This window comes from Halomonas sp. NCCP-2165 (assembly GCF_023708045.1).
GTDB lineage: Bacteria > Pseudomonadota > Gammaproteobacteria > Pseudomonadales > Halomonadaceae > Bisbaumannia > Bisbaumannia pacifica.
On record NZ_BRCY01000008.1, the window covers coordinates 39,444 to 59,321 of the forward strand.

General features: G+C 68.8%; 19 protein-coding genes. 10 read left to right on the forward strand and 9 right to left on the reverse strand.

Annotation, left to right across the window (positions count from 1 at the left end; all coding sequences use genetic code 11):
* Positions 1 to 23: 23 nt before the first annotated feature.
* The 6 genes from NFU04_RS06050 to NFU04_RS06075 form a co-directional block, all read right to left on the reverse strand.
* Positions 24 to 656 (reverse strand): ATP-binding cassette domain-containing protein, encoded by a 633-nt coding sequence (locus tag NFU04_RS06050; RefSeq protein WP_251308625.1) that lies wholly within the window; start codon positions 654 to 656, stop codon positions 24 to 26.
* Complete coding sequence (locus NFU04_RS06055) at positions 653 to 2,335, reverse strand: ABC transporter permease (RefSeq protein WP_459382070.1); 1,683 nt, start codon at positions 2,333 to 2,335, stop codon at positions 653 to 655. The genes NFU04_RS06050 and NFU04_RS06055 overlap by 4 nt, the downstream gene beginning before the upstream one ends.
* A gap of 21 nt (positions 2,336 to 2,356) precedes the next feature.
* Positions 2,357 to 3,556, reverse strand: a complete 1,200-nt coding sequence (locus NFU04_RS06060; protein WP_251308627.1) for an ABC transporter substrate-binding protein — start codon at positions 3,554 to 3,556, stop codon at positions 2,357 to 2,359.
* 195 nt (positions 3,557 to 3,751) lie between these two features.
* Positions 3,752 to 4,393 carry a CDP-alcohol phosphatidyltransferase family protein gene (locus tag NFU04_RS06065; protein WP_251308628.1) on the reverse strand — a complete coding sequence of 214 codons (642 nt, stop codon included), beginning with the start codon at positions 4,391 to 4,393 and terminating at the stop codon, positions 3,752 to 3,754.
* 89 nt (positions 4,394 to 4,482) lie between these two features.
* Positions 4,483 to 4,689 carry a zf-HC2 domain-containing protein gene (locus NFU04_RS06070; RefSeq protein ID WP_251308630.1) on the reverse strand — a complete coding sequence of 69 codons (207 nt, stop codon included), beginning with the start codon at positions 4,687 to 4,689 and terminating at the stop codon, positions 4,483 to 4,485.
* Positions 4,686 to 5,291, reverse strand: coding sequence for a sigma-70 family RNA polymerase sigma factor (locus NFU04_RS06075; RefSeq protein WP_251308631.1), 606 nt, complete (start codon positions 5,289 to 5,291; stop codon positions 4,686 to 4,688). The genes NFU04_RS06070 and NFU04_RS06075 overlap by 4 nt, the downstream gene beginning before the upstream one ends.
* 306 nt (positions 5,292 to 5,597) lie before the next feature.
* Here NFU04_RS06075 and NFU04_RS06080 point away from each other — a divergent pair, with 306 nt between their 5' ends.
* From NFU04_RS06080 to NFU04_RS06090, 3 genes are all read left to right on the forward strand, one after another.
* The gene (locus NFU04_RS06080; protein WP_251308633.1) at positions 5,598 to 6,305 is read left to right on the forward strand and encodes a cytochrome c peroxidase; all 708 of its coding nucleotides are present in this window, start codon (positions 5,598 to 5,600) and stop codon (positions 6,303 to 6,305) included.
* Between the two features lie 85 nt (positions 6,306 to 6,390).
* The gene (locus NFU04_RS06085; RefSeq protein ID WP_251308635.1) at positions 6,391 to 7,086 is read left to right on the forward strand and encodes a DUF6969 family protein; all 696 of its coding nucleotides are present in this window, start codon (positions 6,391 to 6,393) and stop codon (positions 7,084 to 7,086) included.
* Between the two features lie 58 nt (positions 7,087 to 7,144).
* Positions 7,145 to 7,921: a maleate cis-trans isomerase family protein gene (locus NFU04_RS06090; protein WP_251308636.1), complete on the forward strand. Its 777-nt coding sequence runs from the start codon at positions 7,145 to 7,147 to the stop codon at positions 7,919 to 7,921.
* A 92-nt stretch (positions 7,922 to 8,013) separates the two neighbouring features.
* Here the strand turns inward: NFU04_RS06090 and NFU04_RS06095 are convergent, their stop codons facing one another.
* Positions 8,014 to 8,418, reverse strand: a complete 405-nt coding sequence (locus NFU04_RS06095) for a VOC family protein (RefSeq protein WP_146804140.1) — start codon at positions 8,416 to 8,418, stop codon at positions 8,014 to 8,016.
* Between the two features lie 88 nt (positions 8,419 to 8,506).
* On the opposite strand from NFU04_RS06095, the gene NFU04_RS06100 reads away from it, so the two are divergent.
* From NFU04_RS06100 to NFU04_RS06130, 7 genes are all read left to right on the forward strand, one after another.
* Positions 8,507 to 8,818: a putative quinol monooxygenase gene (locus tag NFU04_RS06100; RefSeq protein ID WP_146804141.1), complete on the forward strand. Its 312-nt coding sequence runs from the start codon at positions 8,507 to 8,509 to the stop codon at positions 8,816 to 8,818.
* Between the two features lie 79 nt (positions 8,819 to 8,897).
* On the forward strand, positions 8,898 to 10,346 hold the full coding sequence (locus NFU04_RS06105) for an NfeD family protein (RefSeq protein ID WP_251308694.1): 1,449 nt from the start codon (positions 8,898 to 8,900) through the stop codon (positions 10,344 to 10,346).
* A gap of 57 nt (positions 10,347 to 10,403) precedes the next feature.
* Entirely contained in the window at positions 10,404 to 11,195 is a 792-nt protein-coding gene (locus NFU04_RS06110; protein ID WP_251308637.1) for a slipin family protein, read from the forward strand.
* Between the two features lie 60 nt (positions 11,196 to 11,255).
* On the forward strand, positions 11,256 to 12,125 hold the full coding sequence (locus NFU04_RS06115) for a DMT family transporter (RefSeq protein ID WP_251308695.1): 870 nt from the start codon (positions 11,256 to 11,258) through the stop codon (positions 12,123 to 12,125).
* Positions 12,126 to 12,487: 362 nt separating this feature from the next.
* On the forward strand, positions 12,488 to 13,978 hold the full coding sequence (locus tag NFU04_RS06120; protein ID WP_251308638.1) for a SulP family inorganic anion transporter: 1,491 nt from the start codon (positions 12,488 to 12,490) through the stop codon (positions 13,976 to 13,978).
* Positions 13,979 to 14,073: 95 nt separating this feature from the next.
* A complete protein-coding gene (locus NFU04_RS06125; RefSeq protein ID WP_251308639.1) occupies positions 14,074 to 14,928 on the forward strand; it encodes a universal stress protein in 855 nt (284 codons plus the stop codon).
* A 217-nt stretch (positions 14,929 to 15,145) separates the two neighbouring features.
* A complete protein-coding gene (locus NFU04_RS06130; protein WP_251308640.1) occupies positions 15,146 to 15,505 on the forward strand; it encodes a RidA family protein in 360 nt (119 codons plus the stop codon).
* An 85-nt stretch (positions 15,506 to 15,590) separates the two neighbouring features.
* On the opposite strand, the gene NFU04_RS06135 is transcribed toward NFU04_RS06130, so the two are convergent.
* Both NFU04_RS06135 and fhuB read right to left on the reverse strand, forming a co-directional pair.
* The gene (locus NFU04_RS06135; RefSeq protein WP_251308641.1) at positions 15,591 to 17,741 is read right to left on the reverse strand and encodes a TonB-dependent siderophore receptor; all 2,151 of its coding nucleotides are present in this window, start codon (positions 17,739 to 17,741) and stop codon (positions 15,591 to 15,593) included.
* Positions 17,742 to 17,952: 211 nt separating this feature from the next.
* On the reverse strand, positions 17,953 to 19,869 hold the full coding sequence (gene fhuB / locus NFU04_RS06140; RefSeq protein ID WP_251308696.1) for a Fe(3+)-hydroxamate ABC transporter permease FhuB: 1,917 nt from the start codon (positions 19,867 to 19,869) through the stop codon (positions 17,953 to 17,955).
* Positions 19,870 to 19,878 lie beyond the last annotated feature (9 nt).

The window sequence follows — 19,878 nt, forward strand, 5'->3', positions numbered from 1 at the left end:
AGAATCCTGAGCGGAGCCACCGGTTAGGCCAGCTCGATCAGCTGCCCGCCGGCGGCCTCGGCATCCTGGTGGTCATGGGTCACCAGCAGGCTGGGCAGGCCCGCCTCGCGCAGGTGCTGGAAGACCCAGTCGCGCATTTCCCGGCGCAACTGGGTATCGAGCCCGGAGAAGGGCTCGTCGAGCAGTACCGCCCGGGGCTCGGAGAGCAACAGGCGCATCAGTGCCACCCGCGCCTTCTGGCCCCCGGAGAGGGTCGCCGGGTCGCGGTCACCGAAACCCGCCAGGCCGATATGGGCCAGGGCAGCCTCGACCCGGGCCCGCTTGTCGCGGCCGTGGTGGGGCAGGCCGAAGCGCAGGTTGCCGGCCACCGAGAGATGCGGAAAGAGCAGCGGGTCCTGAAACAGCAGCCCGATGCCGCGCTCCTCCGCCGGCAGCGCCTGGATGGCGCGACCATCCAGGCGCACCGCGCCGCTGGCCGTGAAGTCATCGCCCAGGAATCCCGCCAGGTAGGCCAGCAGGCTCGACTTGCCGGAGCCCGAGGGGCCCATCACGGTGAGCACCTCGCCGGGGCCGATACAGGCATCCAGGGTCAGCAGCGGGCGCCCGTTCAGGCGGATATCGATGTTCTCGAGGTCGAGATGGTGTGCGTGGGTCATAGGGAGTCTCGCATGCCGCGTCGACGGGACCAGAGCAACCGGGGCAGGCCCACGGCCAGGGTAAAGCCCACCAGGGGCAGGCCGGCCTGGACCAGGGCCCAGACCCCGATCACCCGGCGATTGCCGCCGGAGGCCAGGGCCACCGCCTCGGTGGTCACGGTGGTGATGCGCCCGGCGCCCAGCAACTGGGTGGGCAGGTACTGACCGATGCTGACCGCCAGACCCACCGCGGCGGCGGTCAGCAGCGGAGCCAGCAGTAGGGGCAGGCGTACCCGCCAGAACAGCTCCCGGGGCGGCGCGCCCAGGGTGCGGGCCAGCCTCGACCAGCGGGGGTCGAGGCGTCGGTAGGCCTCGGCGAGGGAGAGGTAGACGTAGGGCAGCACGAACAGCAGGTGACCGAAGATCACCAGGCCATGGTGGGGGCGCGTGCCCAGGTACTCCATCACCACCACCAGGCCGAACAGGAAGGCGATCTGCGGCACGATCAGCGGCAGGTAGAGCAGCCACAGCGCCCGGGTGGGGCGCCGCCCGTGGCGCTGCTCGTTCTCCAGGGCCGCCAGCACCAGCACCAGGGCCAGCAGGGTGGCGCCGAGGGCGATGAGGGCGGTGGAGGCCAGCGGCTCGGCGAGCTGGGGCAGCACCCTGAGCCAGTGTTGCAGCGTCAGCCCCCGGGGCCAGGCCTCGGGGAAGCGCCAGAAGGCGGCCAGCGAGTTGATGGCCAGGCCGGCCAGCCCCAAAAAGGCGGTCACGGTGGTCAGCAGGATCAGGGCCCGCCCGGCCAGGCGCAGCGGCAGCTCGCCGCGGCGCCGTCCGCCCCGGGCGATCCAGTGGCGCATCAGCCAGGTCCCGAGTCGCTCCAGGCACCACCAGGCGAGCAGGGCGGCGGCGGTGACCCCGAGCTGCAGGATGGCGCCCGCGGAGGCCAGGAAGCGCCGGGAGAGGTCCGGGTCGTTGAACCACTGCAGGATCGATACGCTGAGCACCGGGGGCAGGGTGGGGCCGAGGATCAGGGCCACGTCCACCACCGAGGAGGCGTAGGCGATCACCGCATAGACCGGCAGGCGGATCAGCGGATAGAGCGCCGGTGCCACCCCCTTGAACCAGGCCAGGGTGGGGCGATAGCCCAGGGAGCGAGCCATGGCCAGGCGCCGCTGGGGGTCGAGCTGGGGCAGCGCCGCCAGGCTCATCAGCAGCAGGAAGGGCACCTCCTTGAGGACCAGGCCGGCGATCAGCGACAGCCCCCAGGGATCCTGGACGATCAGCAGGTCCGGGGGGCGCTCCCAGCCACTGAGGCCGGGGGAGACCAGCCGCAGCAGCAGCCCCGAGGGGGCGATCAGGAAGGCCAGGCCGAAGGCCGCCGCGGCATGGGGGAGGGAAAGCAGCGGCGAGACCAGGCGGCGCATCCAGCGATCGAAGCGCCCGCCCGCGGCGCTGGCCAGGAACAGCAGCACCACGGCCAGGGAGAGCGCCGTGGTCAGCAGGCCGCTGGCGAAGCTGACGCCCACCGAGTGCCACAGGCCGGGCTGGGCGACGAGCGCCCGCCAGGGGGCGAGGCTCAGGGTCTCGCCGCCGAGGGCCGGCAGGTAGCCGAAGGCGGGCAGCAAGGCCATCAATAGGCCGGCCAGGATGGGCCCGGCCAGCAGCAGGGCGATCAGCGGGGGAGCCAGACGCAGCATCATGAGTGGCGTCTGGCCCCGGCCTTATGGAGCCACATAGCGTTCCAGCCAGGCGGCCTCCAGGGCATCGACCCAGCTCGGGTGCAGCTGGCCGAGCAGCTCGCCGAGTTCCTCCGGCGGCAGGGTGGCGATACCCAGGTCGATGGCGGCGAAGCGCTCGCGCTGCCGCTCGTCGAGGCGCTCCATGGCCAGCACGGTGCCGCTGCCCCAGACGGCCGGGTCCTGCTTGCGGGCCTGGGCCTCGGGGGAGAGCAGGAAGTCGGCCACCACCATGGCCCCGGCCTTGTGCGAGGCGTTGTAGGGAATCGCCAGGAAGCTCAGGTTGCCGAGCATGCCGTCCGCATGCACATAGCTGCGCACCGTCTCGGGCAGTTCGAAGTTGGCGATGGCCCCGGAGGCCTCGGTAGTGCTGAAGGCGAGGGCGATGCCGATCTCGCCGTCGCCCATCAGGCGGCGCAGCTCCGAGCTGTTGGCGGGGAAGGCGCGGCCGCCGCGCCACAGGTGCGGGTGCAGGGCATCGAGGAACTCCCAGAGCGGGGCCGTCAGGGCGTCGAAGTCGCTCTCCTCGACCGGGGCGTAGAAGGGGTCGGTCTCCTCGGCCAGCTCCAGCAGGGCCTGGGTAATAAAGGCGTTGCCGAGGAAGTTGGGCACCCGGGGGTAGGTGAACTCGCCGGGGTTGGCCCGGGCCCAGTCGAGCAGCGCCGGCATCGAATCCGGATGGTCGTCGACCAGGGCGGTGTCGTAGTAGAAGACCACCTGGGCGCTGTCCCAGGGCGACTCCAGGCCGTCCACCGGGATGGTCCAGTCGTAGCGCACCGCCGGATTGTCCTCCGGGGCGGTCAGGGGGTAGTGGGGCAACTGCTCCGCCCAGGGGCCGAACAGCAGGTCATTGGCCTTCATGGTGGCGAAGTTCTCGCCGTTGATCCAGATCAGGTCCACGCTGCCGGCGTCGTCGTTGCCGGCCTGGCGCTCGGCCAGCACCCGCGATACCGCCTCGGCGGTATCGCCCAGCTTGACGTGGGTCAGGGTGATGCCATGGCGCGCCTCGACCCGCTCGGCGGTCCACCGGATATAGTCGTTGATGCGTTCCTCGCCGGCCCAGGCGTACCAGAACACCTCCTGGCCGCGGGCCTCCTCGAGCACCGCCTCCCAGTCATGGGGATCGGGGGCCGCCTGGGCGGAGAGGGCGAACAGGCCGAGTGACAGCAGCGCGGGTCTTAGCATGGTAGAGGGGACCTTGAGCGAGATGGGTTTTCGTCGCGATTACTCCTGAGTCGCGATACCGGCCATGACCTTACCGCCGGTGCGTCAGCCCGGGCAACCGACCCCGGCATTGTCGCCGTCGCTGATCAGCGCCACCCCATCGAGGTGGCTGGGGCGCCAGTGCCGGGCACCACAGCAGCAGTGGCGGGCGGCGAATCATCGGGGGCCCTCCCGCGGGTCGGAGGCGGCCTGGACCAGGGTGTGGTAGCCGCCCCATAGCCGAGTCGCCGTGGTGATCAGGCAGGCCACGGCGAAGGCCGTCGCCAGGTAGGGAAAGTGATCGGGAAACAGGCAGAAGAGCAGGAAGGCGAGGATGGTCTCGGTGCCCTCGGTCAGGCCATGCAGGTAGTAGAAGGCCTTGCGGGGAAAGCGGGGGCGCTGCAACTGGTAACGATTGGCCATGATGGCGAAGGCCAGGAAGGAGCTTCCCGTGCCGATAAAGGCGAACAGCAGCAGGGCCGCCGCTAGCGCATTCCGCGCCGGGTCAGCCAGGGCAAAGCCGAAGACCACGGCGCCGTAGAAGACGAAGTCGAGGCCGATATCGAGGAAGCCGCCGGCATCGCTGGTGGTATCGCTGCGACGGGCCAGGGCGCCATCCAGGCCATCGGCGAGGCGATTGAGCAGGATCGCGACCAGGGCCGGGAGATACCACTGCATGGCCAGCAGGGGCAGCGCCAGCAGGCCGATGGTGAAGCCCGCCACGGTGACCCGGTCGGCGCCGACACCGCAACGATATAACCAATCCGCCAGCCGCATCAGCGGCGCCTGGGTCAGTGGCATGGTCCAGCGGTCAAGCATCGGGGGACTCCTTGTCGATCCATCACGGCCTGTCGTCGGCGCGGGGCGGGTGTCGGCAATCTCATGATTAAGGGGGCGATTCGGATAGCCTAGTCTCGGTGGTCGCCTTCTTGGGGCGCGTCATGGGGCCCATCGAAGCGCTCATGGACCCGATGCAGCAGCCGAAACTGTCGATCGCACTGCTGGCAGGCCGCACAGAGGGCGAGGTGGAAGCGCAGCGACAGGCGTTCCTGCCAGCGCAAGGGGCGATCGAGGCGTTGCGACATCAGCTCGGTGGCACGCTTGCACATCATCATGATTTATCCTCCGCCAGCCATCCCTTCTCCACGCACTCCCTGAGGCGCAATCGGGCGCGATGCAGAATGACCCAGCAGTTGTTCTCCTTGATCTCGGCGATCTGGCAGATCTCGTCGGTGGAGAGCCCCATCAGCTCGCGCAGGGTAAAGACCCGGGCGATCGCCTCGGGAAGCGCGATCATGCAGCTGTCGAAGACGCGCCAGAAGTGATCGTTGCTCAGGGTCGCCTCCGGATCGCCCCAGTCGCTGGGGCGTGCCGAAGGCTGCCAGCGGCCGTTCTGCTGGAACTGGCGATCGATGGCGTCTTCATCGAGTTCATCCTCCCAGGGTTGCCAATGCCCGCGGCGCTTCTGCTCCCTCAGGGTGTCGAGGATCTTGTACTTGAGGATGCCGAAGACCCAGGTCTCGTAGCCGGAACGCCCGGAAAAGCTGGCGTCCTTCTCGATGGCCGCCGCCAGGGCCTCCTGGACCGCATCCTCGGCCAGGGCGTTATCACGCAACTGCAGCCTGGCGAAGGAGACCAGCCGCGGCCTGACGGCGGCGAGGCGTTGCATGCGCGCCTGCTGTTCCTGCGAGGCGGGGTCGTGAGCGGCGTCTGGCATGGTGTGCTCCCTGTGAGTCGAGGCCGTGTCGATTATCCTTACAAACATCACAGCCTCGCGATAGGGAGAAATCGGGGGACGGCGACGACCGGAAGCATGAGTGGGTAATTTGAATATTTCTTATAAGAATAAAAGGGGCGTCTTCTCACCGTAAGGCTCGGCGTCTTGCGACGACACAAGGTGCAGCAGGCTCGGGACATCATTTCGGCGGTTCGATCCGCCTCGGCGGCGGTGTTTCCCGCGAAGCGCCCGAGAGCGACGCCGGTATTGACGCGACACTGAGATCAGGCAGCGAGGAGAACGACAATGACACACACCTTCCCCCTATCCCGTTTCACCAAATGGCAGTGCACCCTGGCGGGCACCCTGTTGAGCCTCTCCCTGGCCGGAGTGGCCGCGCAGGCCACGGCGGATGGCATGACCAACCCCTGTGCCGCCAAATCGACCAGCGCCGCGGCCAATCCCTGCGCGGCGGCCAATCCCTGTGCGGCGGCCAATCCCTGCGCGGCGGCGAATCCCTGCGCGGCAGATAACCCCTGCGCGGCGAATCCCTGCGCGGCGAATCCCTGCGCGGCGGCGAATCCCAGCGCGGCAGATAACCCCTGTGCGGCGAATCCCTGCGCCGCCGACGATCCGGCCCAGGCGGTCAAGCGGCCGGACGGTTATACGCCTGCCTATAGCGAGTCGGGCGAGAATGACGCCGAGCTGCTGGCGCGTGGGGAGGCGCTGTTCAACGACACCAGCCTGAGCGGCAACGGCCTGTCCTGTGCCAGCTGTCATGGGGGCGACCAGGGCTATCAGGCGACCTTCGAGCAGCCCTATCCCCATCGCGTGGCCATGGGCGAGAACATGTTCGGCATGGCGACGGTACATGCCGACGAGATGGTACAGATGTGCATGGTGACCCCCATGGCGGCGGATGCCCTGGGCTGGGATAGCGAGGAACTGGCGGCGCTGTCGGCCTATGTGGTGGAGGTGCAGCGGCGCTATTCGGGGCAGTCCCATCACCTGTAGAACCGCTGGCGGTCGTCAGCCGGGGGCCAGGCTCCCGGCTGGCGTCTGCCTGTGACGCCGACGAGAGACCTCTGTAGGAGCCGTCATGACACTGTTGGAGACCTTCTCCATCGGCGAGCCGGTCGTCTTGCCCGATCTCGCCGCCTATGATCCCGAGACCCTGAGGAGCTGCCACCGGGCGGCCCGGGAGGCCCTCGACTGCCAGCGCGTGCTGACGAAGGTGGGGCTCAATCTGGTGGGCGAACTGCTCAAGGGGCAGGGGCAGTTCGTGCGGCTCGAGCACTACCCCAAGGGGGATGTCTACGACCGGGAGACCGGCGGGCAGTACTACTACCATGCCCATCGCGACGGCGAGCATGGTCACTTTCATCTCTTCAATCGGCCGGCGCAGGATAACCGCCCCGGCAAGGTGAAGACGCCCACCCACCTGGTGGCGGTCTCCATGGATGCCTGGGGAGCGCCCATGGGGCTCTTTACCACCAACCGCTGGGTCACCGGCGAGCGCTGGCGCAGCGCCGAGGAGACCCTGGCCCTGGCCGAGACCTTCGAGATCGATCACGCCTGGCCCTCCTGGCCGGTCAACCGCTGGGTCACCGCCCTGGTCAGCGCTTGCCGGCCTCAGTTGGATGTCCTGCTGGCCCATCGGGATCGTGAGATCGCCCGGCTCAGGGCCCAGGATGCCGGAGTCTTCGAGAACCGCGATATCGAGGTGATCGGGCAGATCCCCCTGGACCTGCCCACCTGGGCCGAGCGCCTCGAGGCGGCCTGTCGAAGGCCCTGAGCCTCGCTTCGTCCGAATTCCGGCTATGCTGGGGCAAGATGCTACCGGAGGAGTCGGCATGAGCGATGGGGGCAAGCACTTCAGCTATCTGGAACGGGGCCTGCCCTATCGGCGCTATGCCCGGCCCGAGTTGCTGCGCATCGGCCTGGTGCTGCTGGATACCGACTACACCCTGGAGCGGGACTGGCAGCGGCTGCTCGGTGACGACGTGGAGTGCTTCTGCACTCGCTTGCCGACCACCGGGGAGGTGACGCCACGGGCCTTGCTGGCCCTGGCGCCGAAGATCGAGGCCGCGGCGCGTACCCTGGTGCCGGATCTGCCCCTGCACACCCTGGTCTTCGGCTGTACTTCGGCGGGGCTGTTGATCGGCGATCGGTCCATCGCCAAGACCTTCGCCGCGGTGCGTCCCGGAGTGGCGGTGACCCACCCCTGGCTGGCCCTGCGCGAGGCCCTGGCGAGCCGGGGCGTGAGGCGCATCGCCCTGCTCACCCCCTATGTGCGAGAGCTCAATGCCGCCTTCTATGCCGCTTTCGAGGAGCTAGGTATCGAGGTGGTTGCGGTGGGAGGCTTCCATCTCAGCCGCGACGTGGATATTCCGGCGGTGGACCCGGACTGCCTCGGCGATGCCCTGGCGGCATTGCTGGAGGGGGCCGAGGGGGTGGACGCGGTGGTGATGCCCTGCACCAACCTGCGTGCCCTGGAGCAACTCGAGGCGCTCGAGGCGCGCTTCGGGATTCCCTGCTTCTCCAGCAACCAGGCCCTCTACTGGCATGCCCGGCGACTGGCCGGACGGGCCACGCGCCTGGCGGGTTTCGGTCGACTATTGGCGGGATAAGAGGGCGAAGGTGGCTCGGGGGAGGCATCCGTGGCCTTCGCGCAGGCGGTTCGCATACTGGCTTCCAGCTTCCGGCTCTCAGCTCCCCGCGCTTAGCCCAGCCGCTGTCCGGAGACGCAGGGATGATAGAGCGGCTGGACGCTATTGCCGTCCGGGTCCAGGCAGTAGAAGCTGCGGGCGCCATCGGCATGGTCATGGGGGGCGCTGGTCACCCGGACGCCTTGGGCCTGGAGGTAGTCGTGCCAGGCATCCACGTCCTCGGGGGTATCCACCACGAAGCCGAAGTGATCCAGGCGCTGGGGATCCTCGCCGGTGGGGGCCTTGGCGCGGCTCAGCGAGAGGTTGTCGTTGCCCAGGGTCAGGTAGACCAGGTCGGCATGGGCGCGGCGCAGCACCTCCATGCCCAGCAGGTCCACGTAGAAGCGTTCACAGGCCTCCAGGTCCTGCACCTGGAGGGCGATATGGCGCATGCCATTGAGGGGAGCGGGGCGTTGCATGGTGGCTTCCTTTGGTCATCGACTCGTCTATGATATTTTGTGGAAAGTATTTCCATTTAAACTCTGCGTCAAGTCGAGGAGCCCCGCCATGTTCTGCATTATCGTCAAGACTCAACTCAAGCCCGGCCAGCGGGAGCGCTTCCTGGAGGCGATGCTGCCCAATGCCGCCGCCTCGGTGCGCGAAGAGCCGGGTTGCCACGTTTTCGATGTGCTGGAGGACCAGCAGGACCCGAATCTCTTCTACCTTTATGAGATATACCGGGATGAAGCGGCCCTGGCCGAGCACAAGCAGACGCCTCACTACCAGGCCAGCCGCGAGGTGGTGAATCCCCTGATCGAGCAGCAGAGCGTAATTCGTGCCGGGGTGCTGGCCACCAGCCCCGAGGTCCGCCGGGCCTGAGGCCGGAATGAACCAACGCCCCGGCGCCTTATCACACGACTAAGAGGGCGAGATAGCCGGAGGGTCAGCCATGGGCAGCATGCGGTGGAACACTCGTCAGGGCATCCTCCTGATCCTGTCGCTATGCTGCCTGGCCCTCGGCAGCGTCCTGGCCTGGCATGCCCAGGCTCAACAGGCCGAGCGCAGCGCCTGGGTGCTGACCATCGACGGGGCCATCGGCCCCGCCAGCAATGACTACTTCCAGCGCGGCCTGCGCCTGGCCGCCGAGGCGAATGCCGAGCTCGTGGTGGTCAAGCTCAATACCCCCGGCGGCCTCGACGCCTCCATGCGCGAGATGATCAGCGCCATGCTCTCCTCACCGGTGCCGGTGGCCTTCTATGTCTCCCCCGGCGGCTCCCGGGCCGCCAGCGCCGGTACCTACCTGCTCTATGCCAGCCATGTGGCCGCCATGGCCCCCGCCACCCACCTGGGCTCCGCCACCCCGGTACAGCTGGGCGGCGGCGGCCTGCCGGGGCTTGGCGACGAGCCGGACGCCCCCGCCGAAGAGGCCCCGGACGATGCCGTCGCCGACGAGGCGGCGGAGAGCTCCGGCCAGGGGGACGACGAGGCGCCCGCCCAGGAGGGCGAGCCCCGCCGCGGCGAGACCGCCATGGAGCGCAAGGTGCTGGAAGACGCGGTGGCCTATATCCGCGGCCTGGCCGAGCGCCACGGGCGCAACGCCGACTGGGCCGAGGCGGCGGTGCGCGAGGCGGTGACCCTGACCTCCAACGAGGCCCTGGAGCGCAACGTCATCGACGTGCTGGCCAGCGACCTGGCCGACCTGCTGGCCCAGATCGATGGCCGCGAGGTGGTGATGGAGAGCGGCACCCGGGTGCTGGACACCACCAACCTGGTGATCGAGACCCATGATCCCGACTGGCGCACCGAGCTGCTGGCGGTGATCACCAATCCCAATGTGGCCTACTTCCTGATGATCATCGGCTTCTACGGGCTGATCTTCGAGCTCTCCAATCCCGGTAGCCTGATCCCCGGCACCATCGGGGTGATCTGCCTGCTGCTGGCGCTGTTCGCCTTCCAGGTGCTGCCGGTCAACTACGCCGGCCTGGCGCTGATCCTGGTGGGGCTGGGGCTGATCGTCGGCGAGGCCTTTATGCCCAGCTTCGGCATCCTCGGCATCGGCGGCGTGGTGGCCTTCGTGATCGGCTCGGTGATCCTGATGGATGCCGAGCACCTGAGCATCTCGCTGCCGATGATCGGCAGCGTGGCGGGCCTGGCGGGCTTGCTGATGCTGTGGGTGATGACCCGCTTCGTGGGCCTGCGTCGTGCGCCGGTGCGCACCGGTCAGGAGGAGCTGCTCCACGAGCAGGCCATCGCCCAGGAGGATTTCGAGGGGGAGGGGCATGTGCGCCTGCACGGCGAGCGTTGGCGGGCGGTATCCGCCGCTCCGGTGCGCCGCGGCCAGCACCTGAGGGTGGTGCGGGTCGACGGCCTGACCGTGGAAGTGGCGCCCCTGGACGCCGCCGACTAGCGGCTATGCTGTCGAGGGCGGCGGCGAATTCGCAGCGACAACCGAGGAGTCCGGACCATGATGGTGACCTATCTCGTTCCCCTGGTGTTGGTGGTGATGTTCCTGGCGGCGGCGATCCGCATCCTGCCGGAGTACAAGCGCGGCGTGGTCTTCTTCCTGGGTCGCTTCCAGTCGGTGAAGGGACCGGGCTTGATCATCATCATCCCCGGGATCCAAAAGATGGAGGTGGTGGACCTGCGGGTGATCACCATGGACGTGCCGGAACAGGACGTCATCTCCCAGGACAACGTCACCGTCAAGGTCAATGCGGTGCTCTACTTCCGGGTGGTGGACCCGGAGAAAGCGATCATCCAGGTGGAGCATTACGTCAATGCCACCAGCCAGCTGGCCCAGACCACCCTGCGCTCGGTGCTCGGCAAGCATGACCTGGACGAGATGCTCTCCGAACGCGACAAGCTCAACGACGATATCCAGGAGATCATCGACGCCTCGGCGGAGGGCTGGGGCATCAAGGTGGCCAACGTGGAGATCAAGCATGTGGACCTCGACGAGAGCATGATCCGCGCCATCGCCCGCCAGGCCGAGGCGGAGCGCGAGCGGCGCGCCAAGGTTATCCACGCCGAGGGCGAACTGCAGGCCTCCAAGAAGCTGGTGGAGGCCGCCAATATCATGTCCGAGAATTCCGCGGCCCTGCAGCTGCGTTACCTGCAGACCATGAGCGACATGAGCAACAAGAATGCTTCCACCATCGTGGTGCCCCTGCCCATCGACCTGGTCGAGGCCTTCCGCGAGATGAAGGCCGCGCCGGTGGCCCGGGCGCATACCGGCGGGGGGGGCGATGCCTCCTGAGTCCCGCCGGGTAGCGAAGACCGCGAGGCAGCCTTGAGTCCGCGACAGCAGGGCCTGCTGATGACGGCTGGCGGGGCCCTGGTGATCTCCCCGGATGCCCTGCTGATCAAGCTGATCGGCCTGCCGGACGCCACGATCCTGCTATGGCGGGGGCTGCTGACGGCGCTGGGCTTCGTGATCATCGTCTGGCTGCGCCAAGGGCGGGGCTTCTTCGCCGCCTATCGTCGCTGCGGCGCGACCGGCCTGCTGGTGGCGCTGCTCTTCGCCGGCTCCACCCTGGGCTTCGTGCTGGGCAACCAGTACACCAAGGGCGGTAATGTCCTGATGATCCTGGCCGGCGCGCCGCTCTTCGCCGCCCTGCTGTCGCGCTGCTTCCTCGGCGAGCGCCAGCTCCCCAGCACCTGGCTGGCCATCGGTGCCTGCCTGCTGGGCACCGCCCTGATCGTCGCCGACGACGCCGGCGCCGGCAGCCTCCTGGGCAACGGCTTCGCCCTGCTGGCGGCGCTCTCCCTGGCCGCCAACTTCACCCTCTGCCGCACCCGCCCGGGTATCGACATGAGCCCCATGCTGACCCTCTCGGGGCTGCTGGTGGCCCTGGCGGCGGGGGCGTATGGCCTCGCCGGCGATGGCCTCGCCTGGCCACCGGCGGAGCGGCTGGGGCTGTTGCTGCTGCTCTGCCTGGGGTTGCTGCCGCTGGGCTTTACCCTGATCCAGCGCGGCCCCCTCTACCTGCCCGCCGCCGAGGTGGGACTGCTGATGTTGCTGGAGGTGGTGGTGGGCAGCCTCTGGCTGTGGTGGCTGCTGGCGGAGCGCCCCTCCTCCTCGGCCCTGGTGGGCGGCGCCCTGGTGCTCGGCACCCTGACGCTCAAGGGTGCCTGCGACCTGCATCGCGAGCGGCGCCTCAGGCGGCGGGTGCAGGGCGCCGAGTAAGCTGATAGAATTTGCGCTCCTCAAAATCGGCGTCCTCGAGACCCCGGTCGAATGCCTGGCGTTCGCCGCCTCGGGTCAGGATCGGACGCCAATGAAACGAGCAAGGGATTCTCAGCCGGTGACTCACGCCTCTCCACGCGGTATGACGCCGCCCTAGCACCGCCTTCCCCTCCCCGGGGAGACGCGACCGCCGTCATGGCAGCGTCACCCCCTGGCATCACTGTGGATGCCTGGCGCCCGCGCGTGCCCTCGTTTCGACCATAAGCCGCAACGCATCAACGCTTCTCGCCCGGCGAGCCGCCCCTGTCATGGCAGGGCGTCCTGCGCCTCGGCGAGGCATCACCCCTCGACTGGACCGTAGAATGATTCGATCGATCAAGCAAGACTGGTTCTCCAACCTCAAGGGCGACACCCTGGCCGGCATCGTGGTGGCCCTGGCGCTGATTCCCGAGGCCATCGCCTTCTCCATCATCGCCGGGGTCGATCCCAAGATCGGCCTCTACGCCTCCTTCTCCATGGCGGTGATCATCGCCTTCGCCGGCGGCCGCCCGGGGATGATCTCCGCCGCCACCGGCGCCATGGCGCTGCTGATGGTGACTCTGGTCAAGGAACATGGCCTGGAGTACCTGCTCGCCGCCACCCTGCTCACCGGGGTGCTGCAGATCGTCGCCGGCTACCTCAAGCTCGCCGACCTGATGCGCTTCGTCTCGCGCTCGGTGGTCACCGGCTTCGTCAACGCCCTGGCGATCCTGATCTTTATGGCCCAGTTGCCGGAGCTCACCGACGTGACCTGGCATGTCTATGCCATGACCGCCGCCGGCTTGGTCATCATCTACGGCTTCCCCTATGTGCCGGTGATCGGCAAGACCCTGCCGTCGCCGCTGGTGTGCATCCTGGTGCTGACCGCCGTCTACCTGCTGACCGGCATGGAGATCCGTAGCGTCGGCGATATGGGCGAGCTGCCCGATACCCTGCCGGTGTTCCTGTGGCCGGACGTGCCGCTGACCCTCGAGACCCTGGGCATCATCTTTCCCTATGCGATCATGCTCACCGTGGTGGGCCTGCTGGAGTCGATGATGACCGCCACCATCGTCGACGACCTGACCGATACCCCGAGCGACAAGAACCGCGAGTGCAAGGGCCAGGGCCTCGCCAATATCGGCACCGGCCTGTTGGGCGGCATGGCCGGCTGCGCGATGATCGGCCAGTCGGTGATCAACGTGAAGTCCGGCGGCCGTGGGCGCCTCTCCACCCTGATCGCCGGCGCGGCGCTGCTGATCATGGTGGTGTTCCTCGCCGACTGGGTCTCGCAGATTCCCATGGCGGCCCTGGTGGCGGTGATGATCATGGTCTCCATCGGCACCTTCAGCTGGAGCTCGATCCGCGACCTCAAGAAGCATCCGCTGAGCACCAATATCGTCATGCTGGCCACCGTGGCGGTCACCGTGGGCACCCATAACCTGGCCATCGGTGTCTTCGTCGGCGTGCTGCTGGCGGCGATGTTCTTCGCCAACAAGGTGGGCAATATTCTCTACCTCGGCTCCGAGCTCGCCGAGCAGGGCAACGCGCGTACCTACCGGGTGGTGGGCCAGGTGTTCTTCGCCTCGGCGTCGCGTTTCATGGCCGCCTTCGACTTCAAGGAGAGCCTCGAGAAGGTCACCATCGACCTCTCCCGGGCCCACTTCTGGGATATCACCGCCGTGGAGACCCTGGATCGCATCGTCATCAAGTTCCGCCGCGAGGGCACCGAGGTGGAGCTGATCGGTCTCAACGAGGCCAGCGCCACCATCGTCGACCGCTACGCCGTGCACAACGACCCGGAAGCCGTCGAGAAGCTGATGGGCGGTCACTGAGAAGTGCCCGCCGACGCCCCGGCCGCGCCGGGGTGTTCAGCGCGGCATCGATAGGGTAGAAACGGGGCATACGCCAGCAAAAGGATGCGAGCACAATGACCGATCATGTAATGGCCGCCATCGACGGCTCCCAGTTCTCCCAGGGCGTCTGCGATTACGCGGCCTGGGCCAGTCTGGCGCTGGCGGCGCCGCTCACCTTCCTGCACGTGGTGGACAATCACCCCCAGACCGCCGAGGCGGATCTCTCCGGCAATATCGGCCTGGGCTCCCGGGAGCACCTGCTGGAGGAGCTGGCCAGCCTCGACGAGCAGCGCGCCAAGCTCGCCCAGGAGCAGGGCCGGCTGATGCTCCAGGCGGCCAGGGAGCGGGCCCTGGCCGACGGCGTAGCGGAACCCGCCAGCCGTCAGCGCAACGGCACCCTGGTGGAGACCCTGGCGGAACTGGAGGAGGAGACCCGACTGCTGGTGATCGGCAAGCGCGGCGAGGGTCACCAGCAGGACAGCGGCCACCTGGGTACCAACCTGGAGCGGGTGGTGCGCAGCCTGCACCGCCCCATCCTGATGGTGCCGCCCACCTTTACCCGTCCCGAAAAGGTGCTGATCGCCTTCGATGGCAGCAAGACCACCCGCAAGGGGGTCGAGATGATCGCCAAGAGCCCGCTGTTTCGGGACTGCAAGTGCCACGTGGTGATGGTGGGCGCGGAGCTCGCCGACCTGCGCTCCCAGCTCGACTGGGCGCTGAGCACCCTGCGCGAGGCCGGGCACCGGGCCCAGGGCGAGATCCGTGCCGGTGAGGTGGAGGAGACCCTGCGCGCCTACAAGGAGGAGCAGGGCATCGACCTGCTGGTGATGGGTGCCTACGGCCACTCGCGGATTCGCCACCTGCTGGTGGGCAGTACCACCACCGCCATGTTGCGTAAGGCCACGTTGCCGGTGCTGCTGCTGCGCTAGGCGCGCCCGCGCTACCCGATGCGGTGAGCCTGCCCAGGAGTCGCTCGGGCCCGGCGCCGCGGGGTCAGTCGGTTATGCTGGTTGAAAAGGCCGATGGTGGGGAGAAATGCATTTGATAATGCTGATCAAGAATTGAAAAATAGTTCTATTTGCCGTGATTACTGGCCATTGTGCGTTATCATTTTGATCTCTTTTCTCCCGTTCCAGCGAGGTAGCCATGAGCATCCAGCGTCACGACACCAAGACCCGTATGAGCCGCGCCGTCATCCATAACGGCGTGGCCTATCTGTGCGGCCAGGTGGCCGGCCCCGAGGCCCGCGAGGGCGATATCACCGCCCAGACCGAGAGCATGCTGGCCCGGGTCGATGCGCTGCTCGCCGAGATCGACTCCGACCGCGAGCACCTGCTCGCCGCCACTATCTACCTCAAGGATGGCGCCGACTTCGCCGCCATGAACGCGGCCTGGGACGCCTGGGTGCCCGAGGGTCACGCTCCGGCCCGTACCTGCATCACCGCCCCCATGCCCGCCGACGAGCTGAAGGTGGAGATCACCGTCACCGCGGTGGTGAAGGGCTGATAGCCACGGCCAGGGCGAAACCTGGCCGCTTGCTCAACGCCAAGGGCCCGCCATTCGGCGGGCCCTTGGCGTTTGTGGGCGCTGCTCAGTAGCGCCAGTCGAGGCTCAACATGGCGTGGCGCGGGGCGCCGTAGAAGCCCTGGGCCCAGTAGAGGCTGGTCAGGTACTTCTCGTCGGTGACGTTGTTGAGGTTCAGGGAGGCGCTGAGGCGCTCGCTGAAGTCATAGCGGGCCATCAGGTCCACCAGGGCGTAGTCTTCCTGGCGGGTGATCACGCCGTTGCCCTGCTCGCGGTGGATATCCCCCTGCCAGCGCAGCCGGGCGCCGACGCTGGCCTGCTCCAGGAAGGGCAGGCGGTAGCGGCTCATGGCGCGCAGCATATGCCGCGGCGCATGGGTGCGGGCGGCCTCGCCGTCGGCGTCCTCGATGGACAGCACGGTATAGCCGAGGCTGGCCTGCCAGCCCGGCGCCAGCTCCCCGGCCAGGGTCGCCTCCACGCCGCGGCTGGTCAGGCCATCGACGCCGCGATAGAAGGTATCGGCGCTGCCGGGGATGGTGCCAGCGGCCTCGGCCAGGTTGCTCTGCTCGATCTGGAAGAGCGCCAGGGAGGCGTCCAGGCGGCCGTCGAAGAGCTCCGCCTTGAGGCCCGCCTCCAGGGCATCTCCTTCCACCGGGTCGAGGCGATCGCGGTTGCGGTCCACCTCGGTCTGGGGCCGGAAGATACGCGTGTAGCTGGCGTAGAGGGAGAGCTCGTCGTTGAGGTCATAGACCGCCCCGGCATAGGGGGTCAGGATGCCGCGGTGGGAGGTGGTCTTGTCGTCGCCGTAGTTCTCGCCCTCGCCCTCGAAGTCGGCCAGGCGCAGGCCGCCCAGCAGCATCAGGCGGTCGCTGGCGCTCAGGCGCAGGGCGCCGTAGAGGGCGGTCTCCCGGTCGACCCAGTCGCTGCCCGCCACGCCGGCATCGAAGGCGGGCTCGGGGTAGTCCCCCTGCCACTCCTCCAGCGGCGGCAGCGGGTCGCCGATGCCCTGGCCGTAGTGGGAGACGTCCTGCAGGTGGGAGCGTGACCACTGGGCGCCCAGCACCGCCTCGTGCTCGCGCCCCCCCAACTCGAAGCGCCCCCGGGCGGAGAGATCGGCGATCCACTGCTCGTTCTCCAGGTCATAGCGGCTCGGGTAGGCGAACAGGCCGCTGCCGGTGTCGCGGTCCGGGGTGCCGTAGACATAGAAGAGCTTGGAATCGGACTCCCGCTGGATATGGGTCAGGGTGGCGCGCCCCTCCCAGCCGCCGGCGAACTCCTGGCTCAGCTCGATAAAGCTGTGCTGGTCGCGATTGTTCCAGTAGGCCCAGTCGGCGGAGGTGCTGGTGGAGGCGTCATAGTCGGTGGGGCTGCCGTCGCTGTAGTAGAGCGGCAGGGCGCCCCACAGGGGGCTGTCGGTGTCGTTGCGCTGCCAGCTATGGCCCGCGGTCAGCCGGGTGGTGTCGCCGAGGTCCGCCTCGATGACCCCGTAGAGCACGCGACGGCTGCGCTGCATGCGGTCCAGGTAGGAATCCTTCTCCTCGCCGGCGGTGACGAAGCGGCCGCGCACGCGGCCCGCCGCGTCCAGGGGGCCGGCCAGGTCCACTTCCAGGCGGCGTTGGTCCCAGCTGCCCAGGGTGGCGCCCAGGCTGGCCTGGGGCGTGGCGGTGGGGCGCTTGCGCACGAAGTTGATCGTGGCCGCCGGGTTGCCGGTGCCGCTGAGCAGGCCGTTGGCGCCGCGCAGCACCTCGACCCGGTCATAGATATAGGTATCCAGGTCGCCCTGAACGTTGTCGTAGACGAAGGGCATGCCCTGGCCGTCGACCTGGAAGTTGGTGATATCGAAGCCGCGGGCGGTGTAGTAGGTGCGGTCGGTCTCGACCCGCTCCACGGTGATGCCGGGGGTGCTCTCCAGGACGTCGTTGACGCTGTCCAGGTTGAAGTCGTCGATCTGCGCCCGGGTCACTACCGACACCGACTGGGGCGTCTCCCGGGGCGTCAGGGAGAGGCCCATCGACGCGGCGGTAGCGGGGGCCTGGTAGCGCTCGCTGCCCTCGGTGACCGCGGCGATCGCCTCGGCCTCCACGGTAACGGCGTCCAGGGTGATATCGGCTTCCTCGGCGAGCAGCGGGCCGGCCGGCAGGAGCAGGGCAAGGCCCAGGGCCCGGCGCAGCGCCAGGCGCAGGGGATGCGGAGCGAAAGCGGGAGTGCGGGGAGTCATGGGTGTCTCTTGTTGGTGGTTTCTGCATGGGAGCTGTCGACGAGACGGGAGGGCTCGGCGACTAATGCAAATGATAATGCTTGTTATTTTTGTAAACAACAGAACTTGAGACGAATTTCGATGTCGCCGGTGTGGCGTCACTGAAGCGGGGGCCGGGCGATGGCCCGGCGAGCGATTCCAGACGATGGGGCGGGGCGAGGGGGAAGGCGGCCTAGAGCCGGCGCAGTCGCCAGATAAAGTAGCTGCCGCCGATCAGCGAGGCGACGATGCCGGCGGGGATCTCGTCGGGGAACAGCAGCTGGCGACCCAGCCAGTCCGCCAGCACCATCAGCAGGGCGCCCAGCAGGGCGGCGCCGACGAGCTGGCCGCGGGCCCGGGCGAAGCCCAGCAGGCGCGCCAGGTGCGGGGCCAGCAGGCCGACGAAGGAGAGCGGCCCTACCACCAGGGTGGCGCAGGCGGTGAGCAGCGCCACCAGCAGCAGCAGCGCCAGCCGAGCCCGGTTGAGGCGGATGCCCAGGGCCTGGCTGCTGGCCGCACCCAGCGGCAGGATATCCAGCCAGCGGGCGAAGGGCAGGGTCGCCAGGCCGAGGAGCAGGGCCAGGAGCGATACCACCAGGGCGCTGCCCGCATCGACGTAATAGGTGGAGCCGGAGAGCCAGGCCAGGATCAGCTGGCCGCGGGGGTCGCCGCCGGCCAGCACCATGGCGCGCACCGCATCGAAGAGGGCGGTGATGGCCACCCCGGTGAGCAGCAGCCGCTCCGGGCGCAGGCCGCTACGGCGGTTGATGCCCACCAGCACCGCCAGGCTGGCCAGGGCCCCCAGGGTGCCCGCCGCCACCAGGGCCAGGTTGCCCGGCGCCGGCAGCAGGAAGATCGCCGCCATCAGCGCCATGGCGCTACCGCCACTGATGCCCAGCAGCTCGGGGCTGGCCATGGGATTGGCGGTCAGCCGTTGCAGCAGGGTGCCGGCCAGGGCCAGCAGCACGCCGCTGGCGGCGGCCGCTGCCAGCCGCGGCAGGCGCCACTCCAGCACGTCCCAGCGGGTCAGCCACTGCCAGCCCTGGGCGCCCTGGCCCCAGCACAGGGCGACCACCAGGGCGATGCCCAGCGCCAGGGCGAGCCCGCCGGCCAGCCGCGCCGGGGCGGGATGGCGGGGGCCGAGGCCCGGCGCGGCCGTGGGCGGGGCGTTGTCGCCGAGGCGCAGTCGCGGGATCAGCCACAGCAGCAGGGGCGCGCCGAGGGCGGCGGTGGCGGCGCCGGTGGGAATCAGGGTCGGTAGCCAGGGCCCGGCGCCCTGCAGCAGCAAGTCGGTGGTGGCCAGCAGCAGGGCGCCGAGCAGGGTGGCGGCCAGCAGCCGGGCGGCCAGGCCGCGGACCCCGGCCAGGCGCACCAGGTTGGGCGCCGCCAGGCCGATAAAGCCGACGATGCCCACCACGCTGACCACGCTGGCGGTGAGGAAGATGGCCAGTCCCAGGGCGGCCAGGCGCAGGTGCTTGAGGGAGACCCCCAGGCTGGTGGCGCTGGCGTCGTCCAGCTCCAGCAGGCGCAGTGGGCGCAGCAGCGCCAGGGCGGCCAGCAGGCCCAGGGCCAGGCGCGGGGCCAGGAAGGCGGCATCGCCCCAGCCGTCCTGGGCCAGGGCGCCGGCGCCCCAGATCAGCAGTCCCTTGAGCTCCTCCTGGTGGAAGAGCAGCAGCACCAGGGCCAGGGCGCCGACGTAGAGGTTGACCACCAGGCCCGCCAGCACCACCACCAGCGGCGCCAGGCGGCGGCGCCAGGCCAGGGCCATGACTAGCCCCATGGCCAGGGCGCCACCGGCCAGGGCCACCCATTCCCGGCCCAGCACCAGTAGGCCTGGGGCCATCAGCGAGGCGGCCATCAGCGCCAGGTTGGCGCCGCTGGCCACCCCCAGGGTGGTGGGGGCGGCCAGGGGATTGCGCAGCACCTGTTGCATCAGCACCCCGGCCAGGGCCAGGCCGCCGCCGGCCAGCAGCGCCATGGCCAGGCGCGGCCACCAGGCGTAGTGCAGCACCAGGCTGGCGGTATCGTTTGGCGTGACCGCGAACAGCGCCCGCCAGGCCGCGGCGGCGCCGCCTCGCTCGGCGACGGTCACCAGGGCCAGGCCCAGCATCAGCAGGCC

Excerpts from the sequence above, each read along its gene's own strand:
- NFU04_RS06050 (WP_251308625.1), bottom strand. The coding sequence starts at position 656 with ATGACCCACGCACACCATCTCGACCTCGAGAACATCGATATCCGCCTG.
- NFU04_RS06055 (WP_459382070.1), bottom strand. The coding sequence starts at position 2,335 with ATGATGCTGCGTCTGGCTCCCCCGCTGATCGCCCTGCTGCTGGCCGGG.
- NFU04_RS06060 (WP_251308627.1), bottom strand. The coding sequence starts at position 3,556 with ATGCTAAGACCCGCGCTGCTGTCACTCGGCCTGTTCGCCCTCTCCGCC.
- NFU04_RS06065 (WP_251308628.1), bottom strand. The coding sequence starts at position 4,393 with ATGCTTGACCGCTGGACCATGCCACTGACCCAGGCGCCGCTGATGCGG.
- NFU04_RS06070 (WP_251308630.1), bottom strand. The coding sequence starts at position 4,689 with ATGATGATGTGCAAGCGTGCCACCGAGCTGATGTCGCAACGCCTCGAT.
- NFU04_RS06075 (WP_251308631.1), bottom strand. The coding sequence starts at position 5,291 with ATGCCAGACGCCGCTCACGACCCCGCCTCGCAGGAACAGCAGGCGCGC.
- NFU04_RS06080 (WP_251308633.1), top strand. The coding sequence starts at position 5,598 with ATGACACACACCTTCCCCCTATCCCGTTTCACCAAATGGCAGTGCACC.
- NFU04_RS06085 (WP_251308635.1), top strand. The coding sequence starts at position 6,391 with ATGACACTGTTGGAGACCTTCTCCATCGGCGAGCCGGTCGTCTTGCCC.
- NFU04_RS06090 (WP_251308636.1), top strand. The coding sequence starts at position 7,145 with ATGAGCGATGGGGGCAAGCACTTCAGCTATCTGGAACGGGGCCTGCCC.
- NFU04_RS06095 (WP_146804140.1), bottom strand. The coding sequence starts at position 8,418 with ATGCAACGCCCCGCTCCCCTCAATGGCATGCGCCATATCGCCCTCCAG.
- NFU04_RS06100 (WP_146804141.1), top strand. The coding sequence starts at position 8,507 with ATGTTCTGCATTATCGTCAAGACTCAACTCAAGCCCGGCCAGCGGGAG.
- NFU04_RS06105 (WP_251308694.1), top strand. The coding sequence starts at position 8,898 with ATGCGGTGGAACACTCGTCAGGGCATCCTCCTGATCCTGTCGCTATGC.
- NFU04_RS06110 (WP_251308637.1), top strand. The coding sequence starts at position 10,404 with ATGATGGTGACCTATCTCGTTCCCCTGGTGTTGGTGGTGATGTTCCTG.
- NFU04_RS06115 (WP_251308695.1), top strand. The coding sequence starts at position 11,256 with ATGACGGCTGGCGGGGCCCTGGTGATCTCCCCGGATGCCCTGCTGATC.
- NFU04_RS06120 (WP_251308638.1), top strand. The coding sequence starts at position 12,488 with ATGATTCGATCGATCAAGCAAGACTGGTTCTCCAACCTCAAGGGCGAC.
- NFU04_RS06125 (WP_251308639.1), top strand. The coding sequence starts at position 14,074 with ATGACCGATCATGTAATGGCCGCCATCGACGGCTCCCAGTTCTCCCAG.
- NFU04_RS06130 (WP_251308640.1), top strand. The coding sequence starts at position 15,146 with ATGAGCATCCAGCGTCACGACACCAAGACCCGTATGAGCCGCGCCGTC.
- NFU04_RS06135 (WP_251308641.1), bottom strand. The coding sequence starts at position 17,741 with ATGACTCCCCGCACTCCCGCTTTCGCTCCGCATCCCCTGCGCCTGGCG.
- fhuB (WP_251308696.1), bottom strand. The coding sequence starts at position 19,869 with ATGCTGGGCCTGGCCCTGGTGACCGTCGCCGAGCGAGGCGGCGCCGCC.